Source organism: Streptomyces sp. NBC_00038, assembly GCF_026343635.1.
In the GTDB taxonomy this organism is placed as follows: Bacteria; Actinomycetota; Actinomycetes; order Streptomycetales; family Streptomycetaceae; genus Streptomyces.
In genome coordinates this window covers 4,371,548-4,393,419 of sequence record NZ_JAPELQ010000001.1, presented here as the reverse complement: position 1 = coordinate 4,393,419, position 21,872 = coordinate 4,371,548, and the positions used below count along the sequence as shown (strand labels likewise).

General features: G+C 70.3%; 22 protein-coding genes, 1 tRNA gene and 1 pseudogene. 9 read left to right on the top strand and 15 right to left on the bottom strand.

All coding sequences use genetic code 11. From position 1 onward, the window contains the following. Positions 1-75: 75 nt before the first annotated feature. Positions 76-846 (bottom strand): ABC transporter ATP-binding protein, encoded by a 771-nt coding sequence (locus OG219_RS19890; protein WP_266828317.1) that lies wholly within the window; start codon positions 844-846, stop codon positions 76-78. A gap of 402 nt (positions 847-1,248) precedes the next feature. Between OG219_RS19890 and OG219_RS19885 the strand changes: the two genes are divergently transcribed. Further along, positions 1,249-1,331, top strand: a tRNA-Leu gene (locus OG219_RS19885). 259 nt (positions 1,332-1,590) lie between these two features. Here the strand turns inward: OG219_RS19885 and OG219_RS19880 are convergent. The 5 genes and pseudogenes from OG219_RS19880 to OG219_RS19860 form a co-directional block, all read right to left on the bottom strand. Next, on the bottom strand, positions 1,591-2,520 hold the full coding sequence (locus tag OG219_RS19880; RefSeq protein ID WP_266828316.1) for a hypothetical protein: 930 nt from the start codon (positions 2,518-2,520) through the stop codon (positions 1,591-1,593). Further along, positions 2,517-3,101, bottom strand: coding sequence for a hypothetical protein (locus tag OG219_RS19875; RefSeq protein WP_266828315.1), 585 nt, complete (start codon positions 3,099-3,101; stop codon positions 2,517-2,519). Before OG219_RS19875 ends, OG219_RS19880 begins: the two co-directional genes overlap by 4 nt. 27 nt (positions 3,102-3,128) lie before the next feature. Beyond that, entirely contained in the window at positions 3,129-4,046 is a 918-nt protein-coding gene (locus OG219_RS19870) for a helix-turn-helix domain-containing protein (RefSeq protein ID WP_266828314.1), read from the bottom strand. A gap of 304 nt (positions 4,047-4,350) precedes the next feature. Beyond that, positions 4,351-4,684: pseudogene (locus OG219_RS19865) on the bottom strand (ATP-binding protein); the annotation flags it as partial. A gap of 166 nt (positions 4,685-4,850) precedes the next feature. Then, positions 4,851-5,030: a hypothetical protein gene (locus OG219_RS19860; RefSeq protein WP_266828313.1), complete on the bottom strand. Its 180-nt coding sequence runs from the start codon at positions 5,028-5,030 to the stop codon at positions 4,851-4,853. A gap of 122 nt (positions 5,031-5,152) precedes the next feature. On the opposite strand from OG219_RS19860, the gene OG219_RS19855 reads away from it, so the two are divergent. From OG219_RS19855 to OG219_RS19845, 3 genes are all read left to right on the top strand, one after another. Beyond that, positions 5,153-5,680 (top strand): hypothetical protein, encoded by a 528-nt coding sequence (locus tag OG219_RS19855; RefSeq protein WP_266828312.1) that lies wholly within the window; start codon positions 5,153-5,155, stop codon positions 5,678-5,680. Positions 5,681-5,818: 138 nt separating this feature from the next. Continuing rightward, positions 5,819-6,994, top strand: a complete 1,176-nt coding sequence (locus OG219_RS19850; protein ID WP_266828311.1) for a 4-hydroxybenzoate 3-monooxygenase — start codon at positions 5,819-5,821, stop codon at positions 6,992-6,994. A 195-nt stretch (positions 6,995-7,189) separates the two neighbouring features. After that, the gene (locus tag OG219_RS19845) at positions 7,190-8,071 is read left to right on the top strand and encodes a Bax inhibitor-1/YccA family protein (protein ID WP_266828310.1); all 882 of its coding nucleotides are present in this window, start codon (positions 7,190-7,192) and stop codon (positions 8,069-8,071) included. A 186-nt stretch (positions 8,072-8,257) separates the two neighbouring features. Here OG219_RS19845 and OG219_RS19840 read toward each other — a convergent pair whose 3' ends face one another. Beyond that, complete coding sequence (locus tag OG219_RS19840) at positions 8,258-8,488, bottom strand: DUF4287 domain-containing protein (protein ID WP_148008763.1); 231 nt, start codon at positions 8,486-8,488, stop codon at positions 8,258-8,260. Positions 8,489-8,592: 104 nt separating this feature from the next. On the opposite strand from OG219_RS19840, the gene OG219_RS19835 reads away from it, so the two are divergent. Next, positions 8,593-8,904 (top strand): hypothetical protein, encoded by a 312-nt coding sequence (locus OG219_RS19835; protein WP_266828309.1) that lies wholly within the window; start codon positions 8,593-8,595, stop codon positions 8,902-8,904. A 107-nt stretch (positions 8,905-9,011) separates the two neighbouring features. On the opposite strand, the gene OG219_RS19830 is transcribed toward OG219_RS19835, so the two are convergent. From OG219_RS19830 to OG219_RS19820, 3 genes are all read right to left on the bottom strand, one after another. Then, on the bottom strand, positions 9,012-9,794 hold the full coding sequence (locus OG219_RS19830) for a hypothetical protein (RefSeq protein ID WP_266836156.1): 783 nt from the start codon (positions 9,792-9,794) through the stop codon (positions 9,012-9,014). A gap of 283 nt (positions 9,795-10,077) precedes the next feature. Next, positions 10,078-11,298 (bottom strand): acetyl-CoA C-acetyltransferase, encoded by a 1,221-nt coding sequence (locus tag OG219_RS19825; protein ID WP_266828308.1) that lies wholly within the window; start codon positions 11,296-11,298, stop codon positions 10,078-10,080. A 516-nt stretch (positions 11,299-11,814) separates the two neighbouring features. Continuing rightward, on the bottom strand, positions 11,815-12,837 hold the full coding sequence (locus tag OG219_RS19820; protein WP_266828307.1) for an SGNH/GDSL hydrolase family protein: 1,023 nt from the start codon (positions 12,835-12,837) through the stop codon (positions 11,815-11,817). Between the two features lie 143 nt (positions 12,838-12,980). On the opposite strand from OG219_RS19820, the gene OG219_RS19815 reads away from it, so the two are divergent. Continuing rightward, positions 12,981-14,375, top strand: a complete 1,395-nt coding sequence (locus OG219_RS19815; protein ID WP_266828306.1) for a cystathionine beta-synthase — start codon at positions 12,981-12,983, stop codon at positions 14,373-14,375. 387 nt (positions 14,376-14,762) lie between these two features. Here OG219_RS19815 and OG219_RS19810 read toward each other — a convergent pair whose 3' ends face one another. The 5 genes from OG219_RS19810 to OG219_RS19790 form a co-directional block, all read right to left on the bottom strand. Then, entirely contained in the window at positions 14,763-15,197 is a 435-nt protein-coding gene (locus OG219_RS19810; RefSeq protein ID WP_266828305.1) for a hypothetical protein, read from the bottom strand. A 93-nt stretch (positions 15,198-15,290) separates the two neighbouring features. Beyond that, the gene (locus OG219_RS19805; RefSeq protein ID WP_266828304.1) at positions 15,291-16,226 is read right to left on the bottom strand and encodes an ABC transporter substrate-binding protein; all 936 of its coding nucleotides are present in this window, start codon (positions 16,224-16,226) and stop codon (positions 15,291-15,293) included. Positions 16,227-16,236: 10 nt separating this feature from the next. Continuing rightward, complete coding sequence (locus OG219_RS19800; protein ID WP_266836155.1) at positions 16,237-16,905, bottom strand: ABC transporter permease; 669 nt, start codon at positions 16,903-16,905, stop codon at positions 16,237-16,239. Beyond that, complete coding sequence (locus OG219_RS19795) at positions 16,905-17,546, bottom strand: ABC transporter permease (RefSeq protein WP_266460528.1); 642 nt, start codon at positions 17,544-17,546, stop codon at positions 16,905-16,907. Before OG219_RS19795 ends, OG219_RS19800 begins: the two co-directional genes overlap by 1 nt. Then, the gene (locus tag OG219_RS19790) at positions 17,543-18,577 is read right to left on the bottom strand and encodes an ABC transporter ATP-binding protein (protein ID WP_266828302.1); all 1,035 of its coding nucleotides are present in this window, start codon (positions 18,575-18,577) and stop codon (positions 17,543-17,545) included. The genes OG219_RS19795 and OG219_RS19790 overlap by 4 nt, the downstream gene beginning before the upstream one ends. Positions 18,578-18,719: 142 nt before the next feature. Between OG219_RS19790 and OG219_RS19785 the strand changes: the two genes are divergently transcribed. From OG219_RS19785 to OG219_RS19775, 3 genes are all read left to right on the top strand, one after another. Then, positions 18,720-20,288, top strand: coding sequence for an aromatic amino acid ammonia-lyase (locus OG219_RS19785; RefSeq protein WP_266828300.1), 1,569 nt, complete (start codon positions 18,720-18,722; stop codon positions 20,286-20,288). 65 nt (positions 20,289-20,353) lie between these two features. Further along, entirely contained in the window at positions 20,354-21,193 is an 840-nt protein-coding gene (locus tag OG219_RS19780; protein WP_266828298.1) for a MurR/RpiR family transcriptional regulator, read from the top strand. A 108-nt stretch (positions 21,194-21,301) separates the two neighbouring features. Continuing rightward, entirely contained in the window at positions 21,302-21,871 is a 570-nt protein-coding gene (locus tag OG219_RS19775) for a hypothetical protein (protein WP_266828296.1), read from the top strand. The last annotated feature ends 1 nt before the right edge of the window (position 21,872 follow it).

Genomic DNA, 21,872 nt, shown 5'->3' with positions numbered 1-21,872 from the left:
AGGAAGTCTTCGGGGCGGCGCGACGGGCGCCCGGCCGGATGGACCGGCGAGCGTCGGCTCGCAGGGCCATGGACCTCAGCTCGTGCGGCCCTTCGAGTCGAACTGCTTCATCCGGTCCAGGACCGAGTCGGCGGTCGGCTCGCGCACCTCGTCGACGATCCGGCCGTCGGCCAGGAAGATGACGCGGTCCGCGTACGCGGCGGCCACCGGGTCGTGGGTGACCATGACGACGGTCTGCCCCAGCTCCCGTACGGAGTTGCGCAGGAAGCCGAGGACCTCCGCGCCGGCCCGGGAGTCGAGGTTTCCGGTCGGCTCGTCGCCGAAGATGATGTCGGGCCGGGAGGCGAGCGCGCGGGCGACGGCGACACGCTGCTGCTGGCCGCCGGAGAGCTGGGAGGGCCGGTGGCTGAGGCGGTCGGCGAGGCCGATCATCTTGATGACCGTGTCCAGCCACGCCTGGTCGGGCTTGCGGCCGGCGATGTCCATCGGGAGCGTGATGTTCTCCAGGGCCGTCAGGGTCGGCAGCAGGTTGAACGCCTGGAAGATGAAGCCGATCTTGTCCCGGCGCAACTTGGTGAGCTGCTTGTCCTTGAGGGAGCCGAGCTCGGTCTCGCCGATGCGCACGGAGCCGGAGGAGAAGGAGTCCAGTCCGGCCACGCAGTGCATCAGCGTGGACTTGCCGGACCCCGAGGGGCCCATGATCGCGGTGAACTCCGCCTGGCGGAAGTCGACGGTGACCCGGTCGAGGGCGACCACCTGGGTCTCTCCCTGTCCGTAGACCTTGGAGAGTTCCGTGGCGCGGGCGGCCACCGTGGTGGTCCGGTCGGCAATGGGGGTGGTGGTCACGGGAGGGTGCTCCTGTCGGGACGACGGCGAATTCCGAGGACGTGTGTCCATCGTCGTGGCCGTTCGGGGTGATGGAGTCAGCCGCTGTTCCGGTTCCGGGGGGCGACTTCGGTCGCACCGCGAGCGCCCGTGTCATACCTGGGGATGAGGCCCGTCCCTGAGGGCCGGCGGCCGCCGGTGCCGTGAATGCCGTGGAGGCCGCTTGTTCGGACGGTGAAATTCCGTCATTCCGCATGCGCCGCCGAAAGTCTCCGACAAGGCTATTGGCAAGTGCGGATGGCCCGTACCGAGGGCTGATGCACCCTCAGGCATCAATAAAATAAGACAACATCGGTCCGCCCGCCCGCTGTTGGGGCGATGCGTCCCGATAGGCTCGGAACCTCGATGCGGAGCCCATGGCCTGCCCGGATGGTGGAATGCAGACACGGCGAGCTTAAACCTCGCTGCCCCTCGCGGGCGTACCGGTTCAAGTCCGGTTCCGGGCACTTCCGACTTCACGGCGCCTTACCTGTCAAAACGGCAGGAAGGGGCCGTATCTCTTTCGTGCATCGGGAGCAGGGTGGGAGCACGGAACCCTGCATTCTGCCGAGGCGGTGCGCTCGGCCCCAGCCGGGATCCCGATCACCTGGGGGACGAGAACAAGCGGCGATACGTCTGCGTCTCCGTTGCCCGTCCGATCCTGTTGGGCAGAGTTGAATCACCGGGATCAGGGTGGCCTCCCGGCGGCTGGATCGGCAGGCGTGCTCAGGGCTCGAGCGGAAGTGAGGTCTGTTCGGCCGCCGGTCCCAGGTACGTGTACTCCGTGGACCTCGTGATGCCCACAGAGTCCAGCCGCTGCCGGAAGCGGACCCGGAAGTGGACGTTGTCCCCCAGGCCGGGGCGCATGCGCAGCAGTTCCTCGGGTTCCTCGAAGCGGACGTCGTACGCCGGAGCGTTCTTGGCCGTCCCTGTTTTGACCTTCACCCAGCCGCTTTCACGCAGTTCCGTGATGCGGCCGGAGATGGTGATCGGCTGATCGCGGTCCCTGGTCTTGCTGAGCCGTTCCACATAGCGCCTGCCTCGCTCGGTGAGCCGGGCCCGGCGGATGCCGCCGTCGGCGCCGTACCAGGTCACGCCCAGGTCCAATTCGTACTTGCTCAGCGCGCGGGACAGTGTCTCGACCGCGTCGAAGAGCCGCGCCCACTCGCGGATGTCGCGCTCCGATTCCAGCGCGGCCAGCAGCTCGGTGAGCGCGCTCATGCCCGTGCTCGCGGCGGATGTGGCGGGAGCGTCCAGGGCGTACGGCTCAGAGGGGACGGCGGGGGTGACAGGTCGGGCGTGCACCACGGTGCTGCCCGCCGAGATTCCCGTGAGTTCCAGTTGGACGGGCGTGCGTGCGGCGACGGAGACCGCGTGCTCCACGGGTTCGAGGAGGGCATCACCCCACTGGAAGCGGAGAGCGCCGTCTTCCGTGTCCGGACCGGTCAGATGGAGCTGAAGTTCTTCGTCGAGCCGGGCATCAGGTGCGTACTCGCGCGCCGCGGAGAGTCGGCTCGCCCGATGCTCCGCCTCGATGTCCTCGTCGTCCCTGTCCTCGGTGCCCAACTCGTCGAGGAGACGCGCGGCGGTCTCGGCCGCGGCGGGGTCGTCACGTAGGAGCGCGCGCCTGCGCTCGCGCCAGCTGTCGCCGGTCACAGTCGCACCTCCAGGTATCCGCGTGCCGGGGCGGCACTTTCTTCCGACGGCGAGCGGTCACCCTGGTCGGGCAGTCGACAACGCTGCCACCAGTCGTCCCACACACCCCGTTGTGTGAAGTATGTCCGCTCGTCCGGGGTAAAGCGTTCCGGCTCGAAGATATGGGCAACGGGCTGGTACCCGATTCTCAGTGGCGAGACGCCGAACTTCTGCCTCATCCTGTCCCGGCTCTTGAAAGCGGTGGTCAGCCACTTGGACCCGGGTTTTCCCCGTACCGCTCGCTCGGCACGCGTGTCGATCAGGAGGGTGGCGTCGATGTTCCCCGGATCGGCCTTCGTGCTGATGAAGCTGCCGCCGAGCCACAGCCGGTGGACGAGTGGGAGACCGTCCAGGACGTCCGCGTACGCGTCCTCAAGCGTGAGAAAGCAGTCGAGATAGCCGTGCAGGCCGTCCCAGAGTCCCGTGCGCGTCGCGGAATCCCGGAACTCGGGGGCGCTGACCAGCATGGACTCCGCATCGTCGAGGGAAATGGAGTACCGGCCGAGAGGAAGGAATCCGTTCGCGGCGAAGGAAGGCAGCACATGAGGTCCTGTGGGGTGAAGGGGGAATCATCCTGCCGGGTTGGCTTCGGTGTCGTCGTGGCTTCCCGAGAATCGGCCCGCTGATGTGCATGCCCGACATGTGCCGGGTCCGGGGCCCCGGAAGGCGCGGTCGCAGCCGTCGCAGTTCTGGAGGGCGTGCCGGACCACCGGTGGTGAGGCGGGCGCGCGGAACAGCGGCGGGGGTGGCAGCTGGGCAGCGAGGCGGTGGGCGAGGAGGGCCGCTGGGCGGCGCAGGTCCTCGGGTGGCAGATCGCTGGTCAGGGCGTGGCGTACGGCGGTTGGGGTGAGGTCGCGCTCCAGCCAGGCGACGACGCCGGGGGCGAGGTGTTCGGCGTCGGTGGCGGAGAGGAGGAGGCGCGGGTCTTCGCGGCGGAGGTCGGCGAGGAGGTCGGTGGCGGTCTGGAGGAGGGTTGGGGAGGTGTACGCGGGCTTCGGTACCGCGGGGAGGGCGCGGCGTGGGGGCTTCTGCTGGGGTGCCGCCGCCCGGCGGGCCGGGGGTCTGACCGGGTGTCCGGGTGCGTCGTCGTTCGCGTCGCTGGGTCGGCCCGGTTGGTTGCAGGAGACGGTGCGGGTGACGACGCGGCCGCTTTCGGTGCGTTCGCGGGTGCGGCGCAGGTAGCCGTGGGTTTCCAGTTCGCGCAGGGCGGCGGCGATACGGGTCGGGCCCTCCGGGAAGCGTGCGGCGAGGGTCTTGATGTCGGCGCGGGCGCCGGTGGGGAGGGACTGGATGTGGACGCCGAGTCCGATGGCGAGCCCGGACAGCTTCGGGTGCTGGGCGAGGTGGTTGCCGATCACTGTGAAGCGGGTGGTGTGGCGGGTGTTGTCGTGGATGACGCCGCCGGAGTGGGGCTGCTGGTGGGGGTGGTTTTTGCCCGCGATACGGGACTGGGCGCGCGGGGGCGCGCTAGGGTTCTGTGTATCCATCGGGAAGGTGCTGTCTTCCTCTGTGGTCAGGCCCTCGCACTGGGATTGCAGTCCCGGCGGGGGCCGTCGCATGTTTGCGGTTGTGTTGTGTCGCGCTGAGCGTAGGGCAGGCAACCGGTCCCGAATCCAGCTGAGTTGGCGATGTTCACTCGCGCGAGTGAGTGCGCGCGATGGGCGCTCCGACCGGCGGGAGGGAGGGGTGGGGCTTGGTGCGGTTACTTTCTCTCCCGTGTTCCTTGGGAAGAGTGCCGGGGGCACCGGAGCACACGCTGTCGGGATGCGGTGCGTCCGGAGTTTCCGGTGGCAGGTCGAGTTCCGCCCATACGGTCTTGCGGGGGGACGGGGCCGAGTTCGACGCCTCGGCGGTCGGCGAGGGCCTCGACGAGGAGGAGGCCGCGTCCGAACTCGGCGTCGGTGGTGGGTGGTTTGCGGCGCGGGAGGTCGTCACCGCGTGTGTCCGTCACTGCGATGCGGAGTGCGTCGGTGGCGGCCAGGAGGGCGAGGCGGAAGTCGCCGCCTGGGAGCCGGCCATGGGCGGCGGCGTTCGCAGCGAGTTCGGCGGCCAGGTGTTCGGCGGCCTCCGTTAGAACGGTGAAGTGGCGGGTGGGGGACTTGAGTTGCGTGGATTTCCGGTTCACGTCACTGAGCGTGGCGGTGTGTGCTTACCGTGATCCGTGACTCGGCCGATGCGTACTGTGACCGTCCGGCGTTCGTCCGGTCGTGTCCGGGCTGTCGACATGGGTCGTGCGGGTAGGGCGTTGCGCCTGGGGAGTCGGCTACGGCGTCGAGACCGTTCACCTCCTCCTAGGTCTCGCCTTCGATGATCTCGGTCTGCACCGCGTGTGGGGCGCCCGGTCCCCCCCACAGCGAGGCATCCGCGAAGACGATGACCGCGGCCGGAATGGTCGAGGAAGGCGTCGTCCGCGGGCACATCCAGAGGCGATGGAGTAGCGCGACTCCGTTGTCCACGCGATCCTCGACCATGAATGGCTCGCCGCCCACCTGTGATGGGCTGCCTGGTCTCTCCAAGCAGGCCACGCGAGCGGCGGGTGTGGACGCCGCGTGCACGACATGCGGCCCGCGTGGCTCGGACGCACTCTGAAGCCATGAACGACAGGCTCCCTTCCGGTCCTCCTGGAGGACCGCTGCAGCGAGACCCGCAGTCTGCCCCTGCGCAGGGTTCGGGGAGGTCGAAGCGGGGGGTTCTGACGCACGCGGCCGTCGGGCTCGTCGGGCTGCTGGTCGGCGGGCTGATCGGGTCGGCCGTCGGGGGTGACTCCGGGGGCGATGCCGCGCGGCCGGCCGAGACCGTGACTGCCACGGCGACCACGGGGCCGGTCACGGGGGCGGAGAGCGCGGCCTCCGACTCCACGGGGGCGGGACCGGCGGACGAGTTCTCCGGCGACGGGACTTTCGTCGTCGGCAAGGACATCGTGGCGGGGACCTATAACAGTGCCGGGCCGCAGGGCGGACTCGTCTCCTACTGCAGCTGGGAGCGGCTGAGCGGCACCTCCGGCGAGGTGGGCGACATCATCGCCGCGAATGCCACGAAGGGGCGGACGACCGTCACCATCGCGTCTACCGACAAGGCCTTCACCACCACAGGGTGCAAGAGCTGGCAGAAGGTCGGGTAAGGAATCCCCCAGCCGCAGCCGTTGGCGGAGGACTGTTGACAGAGGGCGTACGTCGTCGGAGACTCGCGTTCAGAGATTGGTGAAGTAAATTTCACTGTGCGAACGCAAGTGGGTCGAGGAACGCGAAGGGGCGTGCCGATGCGTACCACCGTCGGGATCATCGGGGCCGGGCCGGCCGGGCTGCTGCTGGCGCGGCTGCTGCACAACGCGGGGATCGAGTCCGTGGTCCTGGAGAGCCGGGACCGGGCCTATGTGGAGCATCGGCAGCGGGCCGGGATCCTGGAACAGGGGACCGTCGACGTGCTGCGGGCCGCGGGCGCCGGTGAGCGGATGGACCGGGAAGGGCTGCGGCACGACGGGATCGAGCTGCGGTTCGAGGGCAAGCGGCACCGCGTCGACTTTCCCGGCCTCACCGGGGGCAGCTCCGTGATGGTGTACGCGCAGACCGAGGTGTGCAAGGACCTCATCGCCCTCCAGCTCAAGGAGGGCGGGCCACTGCTCTTCGAGGCCGAGGCGCTCGCGGTGGAGGGGGCCGAGAGCGACCGGCCGCGGATCCGGTTCACGTACGAGGGGCGCGAGGACGTACTCGACTGTGACTACGTGGTGGGGTGCGACGGATTCTGGGGGGTCGCGCGGAACGCCGTGCCCGCCGATCTCTCCCGCGTCTTCGAGCGGACGTACCCCTTCGGCTGGCTCGGGATCCTCGCCGATGTGCCCCCCTCGCACGACGAGCTCGTCTACGCCCGCCACGACCGCGGCTTCGCCCTGCTGAGCATGCGCTCGCCCACCGTCTCCCGCCTCTACCTCCAGGTGCCCGAGGGCACGGACGCCGAGGCGTGGGGCGACGAGGAGATCTGGGACGAGCTGGAGCGGCGGTTCGAGACCGAGGACGGGTGGCGGCTGCGGCGGGGGCCCATCACCGCCAAGTCCGTCACCCCGATGCGGAGCTACGTCCACGAGCCGATGCGGCACGGGCGGCTCTTCCTCGCCGGGGACGCCGCGCACATCGTGCCGCCCACCGGAGCCAAGGGGCTCAACCTCGCCGTCGGCGACGTCGTCACCCTCGCCCGCGCCCTGGTCCGGCTCCGGGACACCGGATCGGCCGAACTGCTCGACACCTACTCCGCGACCTGCCTGCGCCGCGTCTGGCAGGCCGAACGGTTCTCGTACGACATGACGACCATGCTGCACCCCGCCCCCGACGCGACCCCCTTCGAGAACCGCCTCCAGCTCGCCCGGCTGGAACGGGTCGTCGGCTCACGGGCGGCCGAGACGGACCTCGCGGACGGGTACACCGGGTTCCCGCTGGACTGAACCGGTCGTCCGGCCGGTCTCGGCCGTGTCCCGGGTTGGTCATGGATTGGGTGCTCCGTCGCAGGGAATGAGGGCAGCACGTAGCGTGTTCCGCGTCATGACAAGGGAAAGATCCTCCCCAAGCACTAGGCTCTTTCCTTTGCCTACCTATTACTCTTGAGCCAACGCCACGCACGGTGGCCATGGAGGAGTGAAATGAGGAGCAGCAACCCGGTCTTCTCGCGACGGGGGTTCAGCCGCGACAACGGCTACGCGGGATTCAACGCGGCGCCGCAGGCCGGGGGACCCGCTGTCGGCACGCAGGGCAACCCGTACGCCCAGGGCGCCGCCAATCCGTACGCGCAGAACCCTTACGCGCAGCAGGACCTCCAGCAAGGCGCTCCGCCGCAGGCCCCGGTCACCACCGGCCGGATGACGATGGACGACGTCGTCATGCGCTCGGCCATGACGCTCGGCACCGTCACCGTCGGCGCCATCCTGGCCTGGGCCCTGCTGCCGGTCACCAGCACCAGCTTCGGGCTCGCCATCGGCTCCGCCCTCATCGCCTTCGTACTGGCGATGGTGCAGTCCTTCAAGCGCAAGGCCTCGCCCGCGCTGATCCTCGGTTACGCCGCTTTCGAGGGCGTCTTCCTCGGGGTCATCAGCGAGATGTACAACAGCCGGTGGTCGGGCGCTCCCTTCCAGGCCGTGCTCGGCACCATGGCGGTGTCCGGCGCGACCCTGCTGATCTACAAGGCGGGCTGGATCCGCGTGACCGCGCGGTACGCGCGCATCGGCATGGCCATCGCCATCGCCTTCATCCTGGTCACGGCGGTCAACCTGCTGCTGGTCGTCTTCGGTGTCGCCGAGGACGGCGGACTGCGCAGCATGGGCCCGCTGGGTGCGATCGTCGGCATCATCGCGATCATCCTCGGCGCGTTCTTCCTGACGCTCGACTTCAAGCAGATCGAGGACGGCATCGCGTACGGCGCGCCCCGCGAGGAAGCCTGGCTGGCCGCGTTCGGCCTGACCATGACCCTCGTGTGGATCTACGTCGAGATGCTGCGGCTGGTCGCCATCTTCAGCGGCGACGACTAGTCGGGCCGCCGGCTCCGGTCGGCATCGACCGACTGAAGGGCCCGCGAACCCACCGGTTCGCGGGCCCTCTGCCGTGTGCGGATGCCTGCGGTGTCGGATATCTGTCGGACATCTGTTGGCGACTGTGGTGTTTGTGGTGTCTGTGGTGTCTGTGGTTCGCATGCCTGTGGTGCCGGTGGTGCGCGCTCAGAGCAGTTTGCGCGCGGCCCTCCTCAGGTCGTACTCGTGGATGATCGCCTTGGCGTGGCCGTACGCGAGGTCGTGCTCGGCGCGGAGCCAGCTGACCTTCTCCTCGAAGCGGAAGAGCGCGGGGCCTTCGTCGACGGTGCGCAGCCAGTCGGAGATCTCACGACCGGTGCAATGGGGGATGCGGGCGAGCAGGTTGCGATGGGTCTCCTGGGAGAACACTTGGGACATCGGCGCCTCCGGACGCAATGGGGATGTAAGCCGGTCCTTCACGCCACCGTGCCTGAGGGTTGGGTTGTTGGCAACAGTCCTGCTGCGGCGCGTACGCTCGCCGCGTGCTTGATACGACGCCTTTGACCCGTGCCGTGGACCATTTCGCCGACCGGTTGCGGGCCGCGCCGCAGAGCCGGCTGCAGCGGGGGGCTGCCGCCGAGGCGCTGGGTCTGGCCAGGGAGTTGGCCCTGTGGACCCAGCGTGTGGAGGACCCCTCCGGGGAGCCCCGTGAGATGCCCGACGCGGGGATGTTCGCCGCCGCCGATCAAATCACCGTCGCCGTGCATGATTTGGCGCTCGTACTGAAAAACGAGCGGGAGCTCGCGGAGGCTGTGGGGCTTGTGGCGGAGGCGCAGAAACGCGCCGGGGTTTGATCCTGGGATCGGATCGACTCCGGCGCGCTGTGTTTTCACCGCGGGTGGTTCGTGGCTGGTCGCGCAGTTCCCCGCGCCCCTGAAGGGGCGCTCCTGCTCGACTCCGTTTACAGGGACGCTATGACGCGGTCCGCCAAGATGTAGACGTTCTCCTCGCCGCACGCGAACGTCAGCGCGTACGCGCCCGAGACGCCGGAGCCGCCGAGGAGGACCGGGGCGGCGCCCGCGCGCAGGGCCGCGGCCAGTTGCTCCGCGGTCTCGCGGTGGCCCGGGGTCATGCACAGGGTCGTACCGTCGGCGAAGACGTAGACGTCGAGGGTGCCGAGCGGGCCGGGGCGGACGTCCGCCAGCTCCGTGCGGGACTCGGCGAGTTCCTCCAGGCAGGCCACCGTGCGCTCATGGTCGTTCACGACGGGTGACTGGACCGGTACGAAGTCCGGGTGGGACGGGTGGCGGCGGCGGGCCGCGGCCAGTTCGGGGGAGTCGCCGGCGAACTCCTCTGCGTCCAGGCCCGGCTCGGTCACCGGCTCCAGGTACTCCAGGCCGATGAAGTCCGAGTGGCGCGGCAGGAACGGTTCGCCGTCGGGCAGACCGAGCAGGGAAGGCATGTCAGAGGCGTCACGCGCCTCCTGGGCGGCCCAGAACGCCCGCGCCTCGGCAAGCTCCCGCTCCCGCTCCTCGGCGAGCGCCTCGGCCACTGCGGCGCGTATCTCGTCCGCGTCCGTGGCCGCGCGGGCGGCGGGTACGAGGCCTCGCGCGGCCGTGGCACGGCTCGCGGCGAGTTCGGTGTGCAGGGCCGCGACCTGCCGGCGCAGTCCCGTAAGGGTGCGCAGAACGGCGACGCCCACGACCGCGGTGGCGGTCGTGGTGAGCAGCAAAGCAATCGGCATGGCGCTCACTGACGTACTCCCGGTTCAAAGTCGACCCCCGACTTCCTACATCAGCTTGAAGGGCGGACCATCCCGCTGTCAGTGCGTAACGTCACGAAAAGGACAGGACTTTGGGCCTGGGGTTTAGCCGCGCAACGGCTCTGACCTGCGTAAATCGCTCTCCAGGGGGAGATAGGTCACATCTTGGGGGGGATTGGATCACAAATCGGCCCAGATCCCTGTGGTTGCTGGGATCTGGGCCAGTTCGGTCACGCTGGGTTCAACTCCCGTGACAGGAGCGGTACTAGCTGAGGCGCTCGATGACCATCGCCATGCCCTGGCCGCCGCCGACGCACATCGTCTCCAGGCCGAACTGCTTGTCGTGGAACTGGAGGCTGTTGATGAGCGTGCCGGTGATGCGGGCGCCGGTCATGCCGAAGGGGTGGCCCACCGCGATGGCGCCGCCGTTCACATTCAGCTTGTCCAGCGGGATGTTGAGGTCGCGGTAGCTCGGGATCACCTGGGCGGCGAAGGCCTCGTTGATCTCGAACAGGTCGATGTCGTCGACGGTCAGGCCCGCGCGCTTCAGGGCCTGCTTCGACGCCTCCACCGGGCCGAGGCCCATGATCTCGGGGGAGAGGCCGGTGACGCCGGTCGAGACGATCCGGGCGAGCGGGGTCAGGCCGAGCTCGCGGGCCTTCGTGTCCGACATGATCACGAGGGCGGCGGCGCCGTCGTTCAGGGGGCAGCAGTTGCCGGCCGTGACGAGCCCGTCCGGGCGGAAGACCGGCTTGAGGCCCTGTACACCTTCGAGGGTGACGCCGGCGCGGGGGCCGTCGTCCTTGGCGACGACCGTGCCGTCCGGCGTCGTGACCGGGGTGATCTCCCGCTCCCAGAAGCCGTTCTTGATGGCTTCCTCGGCGAGGTTCTGCGAGCGGACGCCGAACTCGTCCATGTCCTGGCGGGTGACGCCCTTGATGCGGGCCAGGTTCTCGGCGGTCTGGCCCATCGCGATGTACGCGTCCGGGACGAGGTCGTCCTCGCGCGGGTCGTGCCAGGTCGCGCCCTCGCTGGCGGCGACCGCGGCGGTGCGGGCCACGGCCTCGGCGAAGAAGGGGTTCTGGGTCTCGGGGAGGCCGTCGCTGGAGCCCTTGATGCTGCGCGACACCATCTCGACGCCCGCCGAGATGAAGACGTCGCCCTCGCCCGCCTTGATGGCGTGCAGGGCCATGCGGCTCGTCTGCAGCGACGAGGAGCAGTAACGGGTGATGGTGCACCCCGGGAGGTGGTCCATGCCCATCTGGACGGCCACGATGCGGCCGAGGTTGTAACCCTGCTCGCCGCCGGGGAGGCCGCAGCCGAGCATCAGGTCGTCGATGTCCTTCGGGTCCAGCTCGGGGACCTTGGCGAGGGCGGCCTCGATGATCGTGGCGGTCAGGTCGTCGGGGCGTACGTCCTTCAGGGAGCCCTTGAAGGCGCGGCCGATCGGGGAGCGGGTGGCTGAGACGATCACGGCTTCGGGCATCGACGGCTCCATTGGCGTACGGGGGGTTGGGCATGGCTGAGTGGGAAGTTACCCGTACGTACCGTCGAGGTCACCGCTCTGGGGGTGTGACTCCGGCCGCACTTTTCTAAGCGCTTGCTTTTCTCTGGCGTGGGCGCCTTGTGCGTCCGGGGCTCCGGCCGGCTTTTTTCGCCCCCTCCGCCCCTACCCGTCCCGTACCTGGGGGCTGCGCCCCCAGACCCCCGCATCGGCCTGAACGGCCTCGTCCTCAAACGCCGGACGGGCTGAAAGATCTCTCCCCGGCCGGGGCTGAAGGGCGGAGCCCCCCACGAATGCCGGACGAGCGGAAAGGTCTCCGGTGCGGACTGGAGGGCGGAGCCCCCACGGGTGGGTGGGGGATCGGGATGGTGCCGTCTCGTCCTCGGATGCCGGACGGGCTGAAGGTTTTCAGCCCCTCCGGCGTTTGAGGAGCGGGGTCTGGGGCGGAGCCCCAGGAACAAGGGACGGGTAGGGGCGGAGGGGGCGAAGAAAAGTCCCCTACGTCGACGGGGCCGGGGCCGGGTCCGTGGCTGGGACGCGGCGTCGGCGGCGGCGTTTCAGGAGGGCCCAGGGGCCTCGGGGGCCTGTGGGCATGGCGGCGGTGACCTCGGTGCCGGGCTCGGAGGCGGCCTCCGCGGCTGCGCGGGCGACGGGCAGGAAGCCCTCGCGGCGGGAGGCGTCCGGCCGCTCCTCCTCCGCCGGCCAGAGGTTGAGGGCCGCGCAGACCGTCGGGAGGAGCGCCATCGCCGCGGTCGCGTAGCCCTCGGCGGAGGGGTGGTAGTTGTCGGGGCCGAACAGCTCCCGCGGGTTCGCCTCGAACTCGGGCCCGAGAAGGTCGCCCAGCGAGACAGTGCGGCCGCCCTGCTCGACCGTACCGATCGTCTGCGCCGCCGCGAGCTGCCGCGAGGCCCGCCGCGCCAGCCACCGCAACGGCTGCTGGACCTGCTCGACCGTACCCAGGTCGGGACACGTGCCCACCACGACCTCCGCACCGGCCGTGCGCAGCCTCCGTACAGCGGAGGACAAGTGGCGTACGGAACGCGTCGGCGGCATCCGATGCGTCACATCGTTCGCACCGATCATGATCACGCAGATGTCGGGCACCCGGGAGGTGTCCGACAGGGCCACCCCCACCTGGCGGTCCAGGTCGTCCGACTGGGCGCCGGGCAGCGCCACGTTGCACAGCTCCACCGGCCGCTCGGCGACCGCCGCGAGCCCGGACGCGATGAGTGCGCCGGGAGTCTGCCGGGCCCGGTGCACACCCTGGCCCGCGGCCGTGGAGTCACCGAGCATGGTCAGCCGCAGCGGCGGACCGTCCTGCCCGGCGTACCCGTACCCGTACAGGCCTTCGCCGCGCGGCGCGTGCGGCGCATGCCCGTTGCCCACCACGCGTTTCGCCATCTGCACCTCGGCAAGCAGCAGGCCGACCGCGGCCGCGCCCACCAGACCGATCCCGCCGCCGCCGTACGCCGCGCCCGCCGCGATCCGGCGTGCCACCCTCGCCCTAGACAAGCCCGCCATGCTCCGCCGCCACCTCCTCATAGCCGTACATCCAGTGCTTGCCCCGTGAAGGCCGTCCCCCAATCTCAACGGTGCGTGAACGGTCATCCGACGCCTTACGCTGACGGAACCATCCCTCTTGAAACACAGCTCCGGAGACAACGGTGCAATTCCACGACTCGATGATCAGCCTCGTCGGCAACACCCCGCTGGTGAGGCTCAACAACGTGACCGCAGGTATCGGGGCGACCGTCCTGGCGAAGGTTGAGTACTTCAACCCCGGCGGGTCCGTGAAGGACCGCATCGCCCTGCGCATGATCGAGGCCGCGGAGGAGAGCGGCGCCCTCAAGCCGGGGGGCACGATCGTCGAGCCGACCAGTGGAAACACGGGAGTTGGGCTCGCCATCGTGGCGCAGACGAAGGGGTACAAGTGCATCTTCGTGTGCCCCGACAAGGTGAGCACCGACAAGATCAACGTGCTGCGCGCCTACGGCGCCGAGGTCGTCGTCTGCCCCACCGCGGTCGACCCCGAGCACCCGGACTCGTACTACAACGTCTCCGACCGGCTGGTGCGCGAGACGCCCGGCGCGTGGAAGCCCGACCAGTACTCCAACCCGAACAATCCCCTCTCGCACTATCACTCCACCGGCCCCGAGCTGTGGGAGCAGACGGAGGGGCGGATCACCCACTTCGTGGCGGGCGTCGGCACCGGCGGCACCATCTCCGGGACCGGGCGGTACCTGAAGGACGTCAGTGACGGCAAGGTGCAGGTCGTGGGCGCCGACCCCGAGGGGTCCGTGTACTCCGGCGGGTCCGGGCGGCCGTACCTCGTCGAGGGCGTGGGCGAGGACTTCTGGCCCACCGCGTACGACCGGACCGTCGCCGACGAGATCGTCGCCGTGTCCGACAAGGACTCCTTCCAGATGACGCGCCGGCTCGCGAAGGAAGAAGGCCTGCTCGTCGGCGGGTCCTGCGGCATGGCCGTCGTGGCCGCGCTGCGGGTGGCGGAGCGGCTCGGGCCCGACGACGTCGTGGTCGTCCTGCTGCCCGACAGCGGGCGCGGATACCTCAGCAAGATCTTCAACGACGAGTGGATGGCGGACTACGGGTTCCTGGAGGACTCGGGTCCCAACGCGCGCGTCGCCGACGTCCTCGACGACAAGGAGCACGGCCACATCCCGTCCCTGGTGCACATGCACCCGGAGGAGACGGTCGGCGAGGCGATCGAGGTGCTGCGCGAGTACGGCGTCTCGCAGATGCCGATCGTGAAGCCGGGCGCCGGGCACCCGGACGTGATGGCCGCCGAGGTCATCGGGTCCGTCGTCGAACGGGAGCTGCTCGACGCGCTGTTCACCAAGCGGGCCTCCCTCGAGGACCCGCTCGAGAAGCACATGTCGCCGCCGCTGCCGCAGGTCGGTTCCGGTGAGCCGGTCGGGGACCTGATGACCGTCCTCGGCGCCGCCGACGCCGCGATCGTCCTGGTCGAGGGCAAGCCCACCGGGGTCGTCAGCCGCCAGGACCTGCTGTCCTTCCTCGCCAAGGGCGGGGCCAGGCAGTAAGAGCGCCCGGTTGTCCGGGGCCGAGCTGCGAGAAAACCTCTGAACGGCGGTTTCGGCGGGGAACTTCGCGGAAGTGGTACGAGCGTGTCACGTCCGCGCAGCACCCGCTTAACACGGGTCCGGCACATTAGTGGATGTCGGCAAGGGCGGGAGCGGCTCCCCGCCCCGGCCGACACCAAAACGGCGTCAAGGACCTCCGGAGCGGCTCCCGGACCTCCATGGACGCCACGGACGCGCACGCCTGGCCCTGACCCGGCACGCGTCCCTCGCGGGGACCGCCGTCGTCCCGCCCCCCGGTATCGGGGGTGCGGCGGTCCCCGCGCAAGACATCGAAGGGCCCGGCACCGTAACGGTGCCGGGCCCTTCGCACGTGCTGTCTTGGCCCTTCTAGCCTTCCCAGTCCGAGTCAGACCTGCCCTTGCGGCGGCGGAGGAAGTTCGGGGAGAGGCGCGCGGCCTGGACCACGTTGACTCCCACGATGCCCGCCCAGGCGACCAGGAGGCCGGGCAGGCCCGCGACACCGCCGCCGATTCCGGACAGGGGGATCGCGAGGACGAGCGAGACGATTCCGAAGCCGAAGCGCTCCCCGAAGGAGTCGGACGACTGGGGTGAGCGCGCGCCGCGGGCCACCACCATCTGCTGTTCCGCGAGCTGGCGGCGTACCTGGCGGTCGACCGCGCCGTCGACGCGCTTTTCGACCTTCTCCAGGAAGGAGTCGATCAGCGCGGGTTCGTACTCTTCGCCCAGCTCCTTGCGTGCGTGCAAGGTGGCGTCGAGTTCCTTCTTCAGTTCGGCGTCGCCGCGGGCATCCATACCGGTCATGGTGCCTACGTTAGGGAGCCGACGGTCTCGTCGCACTGGGGTTAGCCCCCCTGTTCGAAGTGGGCTGCACCCCCGGTGAGGTGGCCCCGGCCGCTACTTCGCCAGCCCGTGCTGCTTGGCATACGTGTTCGCGACGTCCTCGGGGTCCTTCTTGTCCTTGTCCACCTGGCGGTTGAGTTCGGTGAGCTGGGCGGTGGTGAGGACGTTGCCGAGTTCGGCGAGGGCCTTGCGGACCGTGGAGTCGGCCTTGCGGTCGGCGATCAGGGGGACGATGTGCTGGCCGGGGATGAGGTTCTTGGGGTCGGTCAGGACCACCCAGTCGTTGGCCACGATGTCCGTGTCCGTGGTGAAGAGGTTCGCCACGTCCACGTCGCCCTTCTTCAGGGCGCCCTTGACCAGCGGCCCGGAGGAGTCGAGGGACTTGAACTCCTTGAACTCCACCCCGTACACCTCCTTCAGGCCGACCGCGCCGACCTCGCGCTTCTTCACCTCGGGCGCGGCGCCGATGACGAGCTTGCCGTTCTGCTTCTTGAGGTCGGCCAGCGAGGTCAGGCCGTACTTCTTCGCCGTCTCCCGGGTGACCACGAAGGCGTCGGAGTCCTCGGCCATGCCGTACGGGAGGATCTGGAGGCCCGCGGGGAGCGCCATCGCGAGGGCGTTCTGCATCTCGCCCTCCTCGGTGGCCGTCGCCTTCGGGGCGAGGTAGTGCAGCAGAGCGCCCTGGTACTCGGGGAGCAGGTCGATGTCGCCGCCCTTGAGCGCGGGGATGAGGATCTCGCGGGTGCCGAGGTTGGGGCGGACCTTCGTGGTGACGCCCGCCGCTTCCAGGACGGCCGCGTAGAGGTAGCCGAGCACCTGGTTCTCGGTGAAGTTGGCGGTGCCGATGGTGACGCCGTCCGCGCTGGAACCGCTGCCCGAGCCCGCGCTGCCCCCGCCGTCGAGCGAGGTGATGCCGCTGCTGCAGGCGGAGAGGACGGGGACGGAGACGGCGGCTCCGGCGAGCGCGCCGAGGAGAGTACGACGGTTCATGGCTGTGCTCCTAGGCGGGGCGGGGGCGGTGGCGGAAGAGGATGCGCTGGAGCGCGGAGAGGGCGAGGTCCAGGACCACGGCGACCGCGGCGACCAGGACCGCGCCGCCGAGTACCTGCACGAGGTCGCGCTGGGCGAGGCCGTCGAACACGAAGCGGCCCAGGCCCCCAAAGCTGACGTACGCGGCGACCGTGGCCGTCGACACCACCTGGATCAGCGCGAGACGCAGGCCCGTCATGATCAGGGGGAGCGCGAGGGGCAGTTCCACCTGGAAGAGGATCTGGTGCCAGCGCATGCCCTGGCCGCGGGCCGCGTCCTTCACGTCCGGGTCGACGGCGGTCATGCCGGCGTACGTGTTCGTGACGATCGACGGGACCGCGAGGGCGACGAGCGCGATGTACACCGGCCACATGGACAGGCTGCTGGCCAGGAAGACGAGCACGACCAGGCCGACGGTGGGCAGCGCGCGGCCGAAGGAGGAGAGGTTGATCGCGAGGAAGGCGCCCTTGCCGGTGTGGCCGATGAGCAGGCCGACGGGGAGTGCGATCGCGGTGGCGACGAGCGTCGCGAGCAGTGAGTACTGGAGGTGCTCGGCGAGGCGGTGCGCGATGCCGTCGGTGCCGGACCACATCGCGCCGCTGGTCAGCCAGCTGCCGAGGTTCTTGAAGAGTTCGAACATCAGGCTCGCCGCCTCGTCCACGGGGTGAGTACGTACTGCACGGCCACCAGGAGCGCGTCCGCCACCAGCGCCAGGAGGAGCGTCAGGACCACGCCGACGATCACCGGGGTGGGGAAGTTGCGCTGGAAGCCGTCGGTGAAGAGCTGGCCGAGTCCGCCGTCGCCGATGTACGTCGCCACCGAGACCAGCGAGATCGACATGACCGTCGCGATGCGGACGCCCGCCATGATCACCGGGAGGGCGAGGGGGAGTTCGACGGTGAGGAGGGTGCGCAGGGGGCGGGTGCCCATCGCCTTCGCGGCCTCCTTGGTCTTCGCGGGGACCGAGTCGAGGCCCTCGACCGTGTTCCGGAGGAGGACGACGAGCGTGTAGATCGTCAGGCCGATGACGGTGGTGGTGCGGGTGAGGCCGGACACCGGGAGCAGGAGTACGAAGATCGCGATCGACGGGATCGTGAACAGGACGTTCGAGAGGCCGAGGAGGAGGCCGCGCAGGGGGCGGATCCGGTGCGCGACCACGGCCAGCGGGAGGGAGATCAGCAGCCCGAAGAAGACCGCGGACAGGGCCGCCTGGAGGTGGGAGACGGTGAGGGTGGTGAGGTCGTCGGTGTGGTCGCCTATCCACGACCAGTCGATGGTCATATGGCCACTCGCGCTTCGGTGTGCGCGTTGCCCGCGTGCTTGTGGATGTCGTCGCGGGAGGTGACGCCGGTGAGCACGCCGTCCGTGTCGACCCGTGCGATCAGGCCGGTGGGGGAGGCGACCGACTCGTTGAGCGCCGCCAGCAGGGAATCGCTGTCCTTGAGCGGCCGCAGGGGGATCTTGGTGTCCTCGGACGCCCAGTGCAGCGGCTTCCGTGCCTCATCGAGTACGAGGGTCCAGGCGCCGCCCTCCGGGGCCGGGCCCCGCGGGACGTCGGCGAGGCTCGTCAGCGAGAGCAGCTTCAGTCCGCGCTCGGCGCCCAGGAAGTCGGCGACGAAGTCGTCCGCGGGGCGGGCGAGGAGCTCGGCGGGCTCGGCGCACTGGACGAGGTGACCGCCCGTGCGGAAGATCGCGATCTGGTCGCCGAGGCGTACCGCCTCGTCGACGTCGTGCGTGACGAAGACGATGGTCTTGCTCAACTCCTTCTGGAGCCGCAGCAGTTCGTCCTGGAGCTGGGTGCGGACGACGGGGTCGACCGCGCCGAAGGGCTCGTCCATGAGGAGGACGGGCGGGTCGGCGGCGAGGGCGCGGGCCACGCCGACGCGCTGCTGCTGGCCGCCGGAGAGCTGGTGCGGGAACCGCTTGCCGGCGTCGGCGGCGAGGCCGACGGTCTCGAGCAGCTCGGCCGCCCTCGCCCGGGCCTTCTTGCGGCCCCAGCCGAGGAGCAGCGGCACGGTCGCGATGTTGTCGAGCACCGTGCGGTGCGGGAAGAGCCCCGACTGCTGGATGACGTAACCGATGGAACGGCGCAGCTCGGCGGCGTCCTGCTCCAGGACGTCCTTGCCGCCGACCCGGATGGTCCCGGAGGTCGGGTCGACCATTCGGTTGATCATCCGGAGGGTGGTTGTCTTACCGCAACCGGAAGATCCGACGAGTACGGTCACGCCGCCCTCCGGCATCTGCAGGGAGAGGTCGTGGACTGCTGTGGTGCCGTTGGGGAAACGCTTGTGGACCGTGTCGAACTGGATCATGAGGTGTCCCTTGCCCGGTCTGCATATCGTCATGCAGAGTTCTCTGTACCTGAATAGGTTGTCAACGGTCCGGTGTTAATCGCTGGTTACTTATGACCGCCAGGCAAGATCCAATGTCCGGATTGAGGGGAGTTTGCGCTCTATGTCGTCTCGGAATGTGGACGTGCCGAGTGGGGTGACGGCCGGCCTCGTGGTGCTGGACGGATGCAGCACCGGCGTCGCCGACGTCGTCCGGCTCGCCGACGGGGCCGCGCGGCCGGTCCCCGGCACCGAAGCGATGAAGCGCGTCGAGGAATCCTGGGACGCGGCCCGGCAGATCGCCGCGAGCGGCCGCGTGTACGGCCGCTCCACCGGGGTCGGCGCCAACCGGAACGAGGACGTGCCGACGGCGTCCGCCGCGGGACACGGTCTGCGGCTCCTGCGCAGCCACGCCGGAGCCATCGGCGAGGAGCTCCCCGCCCGGCAGGTCCGCGCCATGCTCGCCGTGCGCGCCAACCAGCTCCTCGCGGGCGGCGCGGGGCTGCGGCCCACTGTCGTCACGGCGCTGTGCGAGGCGCTGGAGACCGGGGTGTACCCGGTGGTGAACGAGTTCGGGTCGGTGGGTACGGGGGACATCGCGGCGTTGGCGCAGCTGGGGCTCGCGCTGGCGGGGGAGCATCCCTGGCGGTCCTCCGGGGAGGGTGCCGGGCGGTCCCCCGAGGGGTGGTCCTCCGGCGGGCGGTCCCGCCAGGGGCTGGGCCCCGAGCCCCAGCCGCTCGACAACAACGACGCCCTCGCGCTCATCAGCAGCAACGCGCTCACCCTCGGGCAGGCGGCCCTCGCCCTCGACGAACTGCGCGGGCTCATCGGGGCCACCCAGGTCGTCGCCGCGCTCTCGCTGCTCGCCGTCGACGGCTCGCACGAGGCGTACGCGGCGCCCGTGCACGCCGCCCGCCCGCACCGCGGCTCGGTCGAAGTGGCCCGGCGCATGCGGGAGTTGATCGGGGCGGCGGACCGGCCGGTGCCGCCGCTCGGGCGGATCCAGGACCCGTACGGCTTCCGGTGCGTCCCGCAGATCCACGGGCCCGCGCAGGACGCGGCGGATGCGCTGGAGGGCGTCCTCACCGTCGAGATCAACGCCGCCGCCGAGAACCCCCTGATCTCCCCCGAGGATATGGCCGCGTACCACCACGGCGGCTTCTACCAGGCCCAACTCGCCCTGGCCCTGGACCACTTCAGGCTGGCCGTGACCCAGGTGGCCCGCCTGTCGACCTCCCGGCTCTCCACCCTCAACGAGCCCGCCTACACCCGCCTGCGCCCCTTCCTAGCCGACAACGAACCCGCGTCCTCCGGCGTGATGATCCTGGAGTACGCCGCCGCGGCCGCCCTCGGTGACCTGCGGGCCTTCTCGGCGCCCGCCTCGCTCGGCCACGCTGTACTCTCCCGGGGCGTCGAGGAGCAGGCGAGCTTCGCCTCGCTCGCCGCACGTCAGACCTTGCGGGCGTGCGGTGCGTACCGTCTTGTCGTCGGCTGCGAACTCGTCGCCGCCGTACGGGCGTTGCGCCAGCGCGGCCTGCGGCCCGACCCGGAGCTGCCGGCCGGGCGCGCACTGGAACTGGCCGAGTCGGTGCTCGACCCGGAACAGGCCGACCGGCCGCTCACCGACGACGTGGGCACGGCGGCCGCACTGCTCGACCGGTTCACGGACATCTGGAGGGGGAGCGCGTCATGAGCGGCGTGGACGCAAGTAGGGATGGCGGTACGGATGGCAGTACGGGTGCGGACGGGAGCAGCGGTATGACGACGGACAGTCCCGCCGCGCGGCTTCAGGCGCTCTTCGAGGGGCACCGGCTGACGCCGACCCAGCGGCGGATCGCGCACAGCATGGTGCGGCGCGCCGCCGACGTGCCGTTCCTGTCGAGCGTCGAGCTCGCCGAGCTGGCCGGGGTCAGCCAGCCCTCCGTCACCCGTTTCGCGGTCGCGCTCGGCTTCGACGGCTACCCGGCGCTGCGCAAGCACCTCCGCGAGGTCGCGCCCACCGAGCAGAGCGCGGGCTCCGCCTCGTACAACGAGTACCAGCAGGCCGTCGAGGCGGAGATCGAGAACCTGAAGCACCTGGCGGAGGTGCTGGCGGACCCGCGCCCGGTGGCTCGGGCCGGACGTCTCCTCGCTACGAGCAGGCCGCTCCCCGTGCTCGGTCTGCGGGCCGCCGCCTCCCAGGCGTACGGCTTCGCGTACTTCGCCGCCAAGGTCCACCCCGACGTACGGCTGCTGCACGAGGGCGGCACGATGCTCCACGACCGCATCGACGCTGCCGTGCACGCCGGGGCCACCGCACTGCTCTGCTTCGCGCTGCCCCGGCATCCGCGCGAGGTCGTGGACTCGCTGGCGTACGCGAAGGCGGCGGGACTGACGGTCGTCACCGTCGCGGACTCGGCGTTCGCGCCGGTGGCGAAGGTGTCGGACCTGCTGCTTCCGGCCGCCGTCGGCACCGGCCTCGCCTTCGACACGGCCTGCGCCCCGATGCTGCTCGGCCGCGTCCTGCTTGAGGCGATGTGCGACGACCTGCCGGACGCGCAGGCACGCCTTGAGGAGTTCGATGTGCGGGCCGCGGCCAGGGGACTGTTCGTCGAGTAGCCGTGGAGTAGTCACGGTTTGGTTGAGCGGCCGTGCTTCTCAGGTTCGTCTCACCTTCGCTCGCTAGCGTGCGCGCCCGTAGAGCTGGGACACACGAGGAGGCGGAACGTGGGGCGCGGAGGGCAGGGACTGGCCCGGGTGGCTGTCGTCGTCAGGGCCGGTGCCGCACCGCTGTGGTGGTGCGGGGTGTTCGCGGCGGGTATCGGGTTGCTGTTGCCGGGGCTGACCGGGCGCCGGATCGGGGTCATGGCCGGGGCTGTGCTGTTCATCGTGGCGGCCGTCGTGGTGGCGTACAGGCGCAGGAAGCGGTACGTCGCACTGGCGCGGGCCGCGGCGCGCGCCGGCAAGCACGACGTGCTCCAGGACCGTGCGGTGACCGTACGGAACTGGCGCCGGGGCCATCGCTGGTGGCTGCTGCTCACCTTCGCGGGCGCGCTGGGCAGCTCGTTCGCGGTGCCCGCCGCGGGCGGCATGCTGGTCGCGGGTGCGGGCGTCGGCCTGTGGCTGAAGGCCGGCTGGCTCGGCCGCCGCGAACGCGCCGAGCAGGAGCTGATCTGGGTGCGTGTCGACTGGCTCGGCCGGGGCGCGGGCGCCCCCGCCGGCAAGCCGGTCAAGGCCTGCCGTGCCACCGGAGTGGCGGCGGGCGACGCCGCGCCCGGCGGAGCGCGGCGCCACTGAA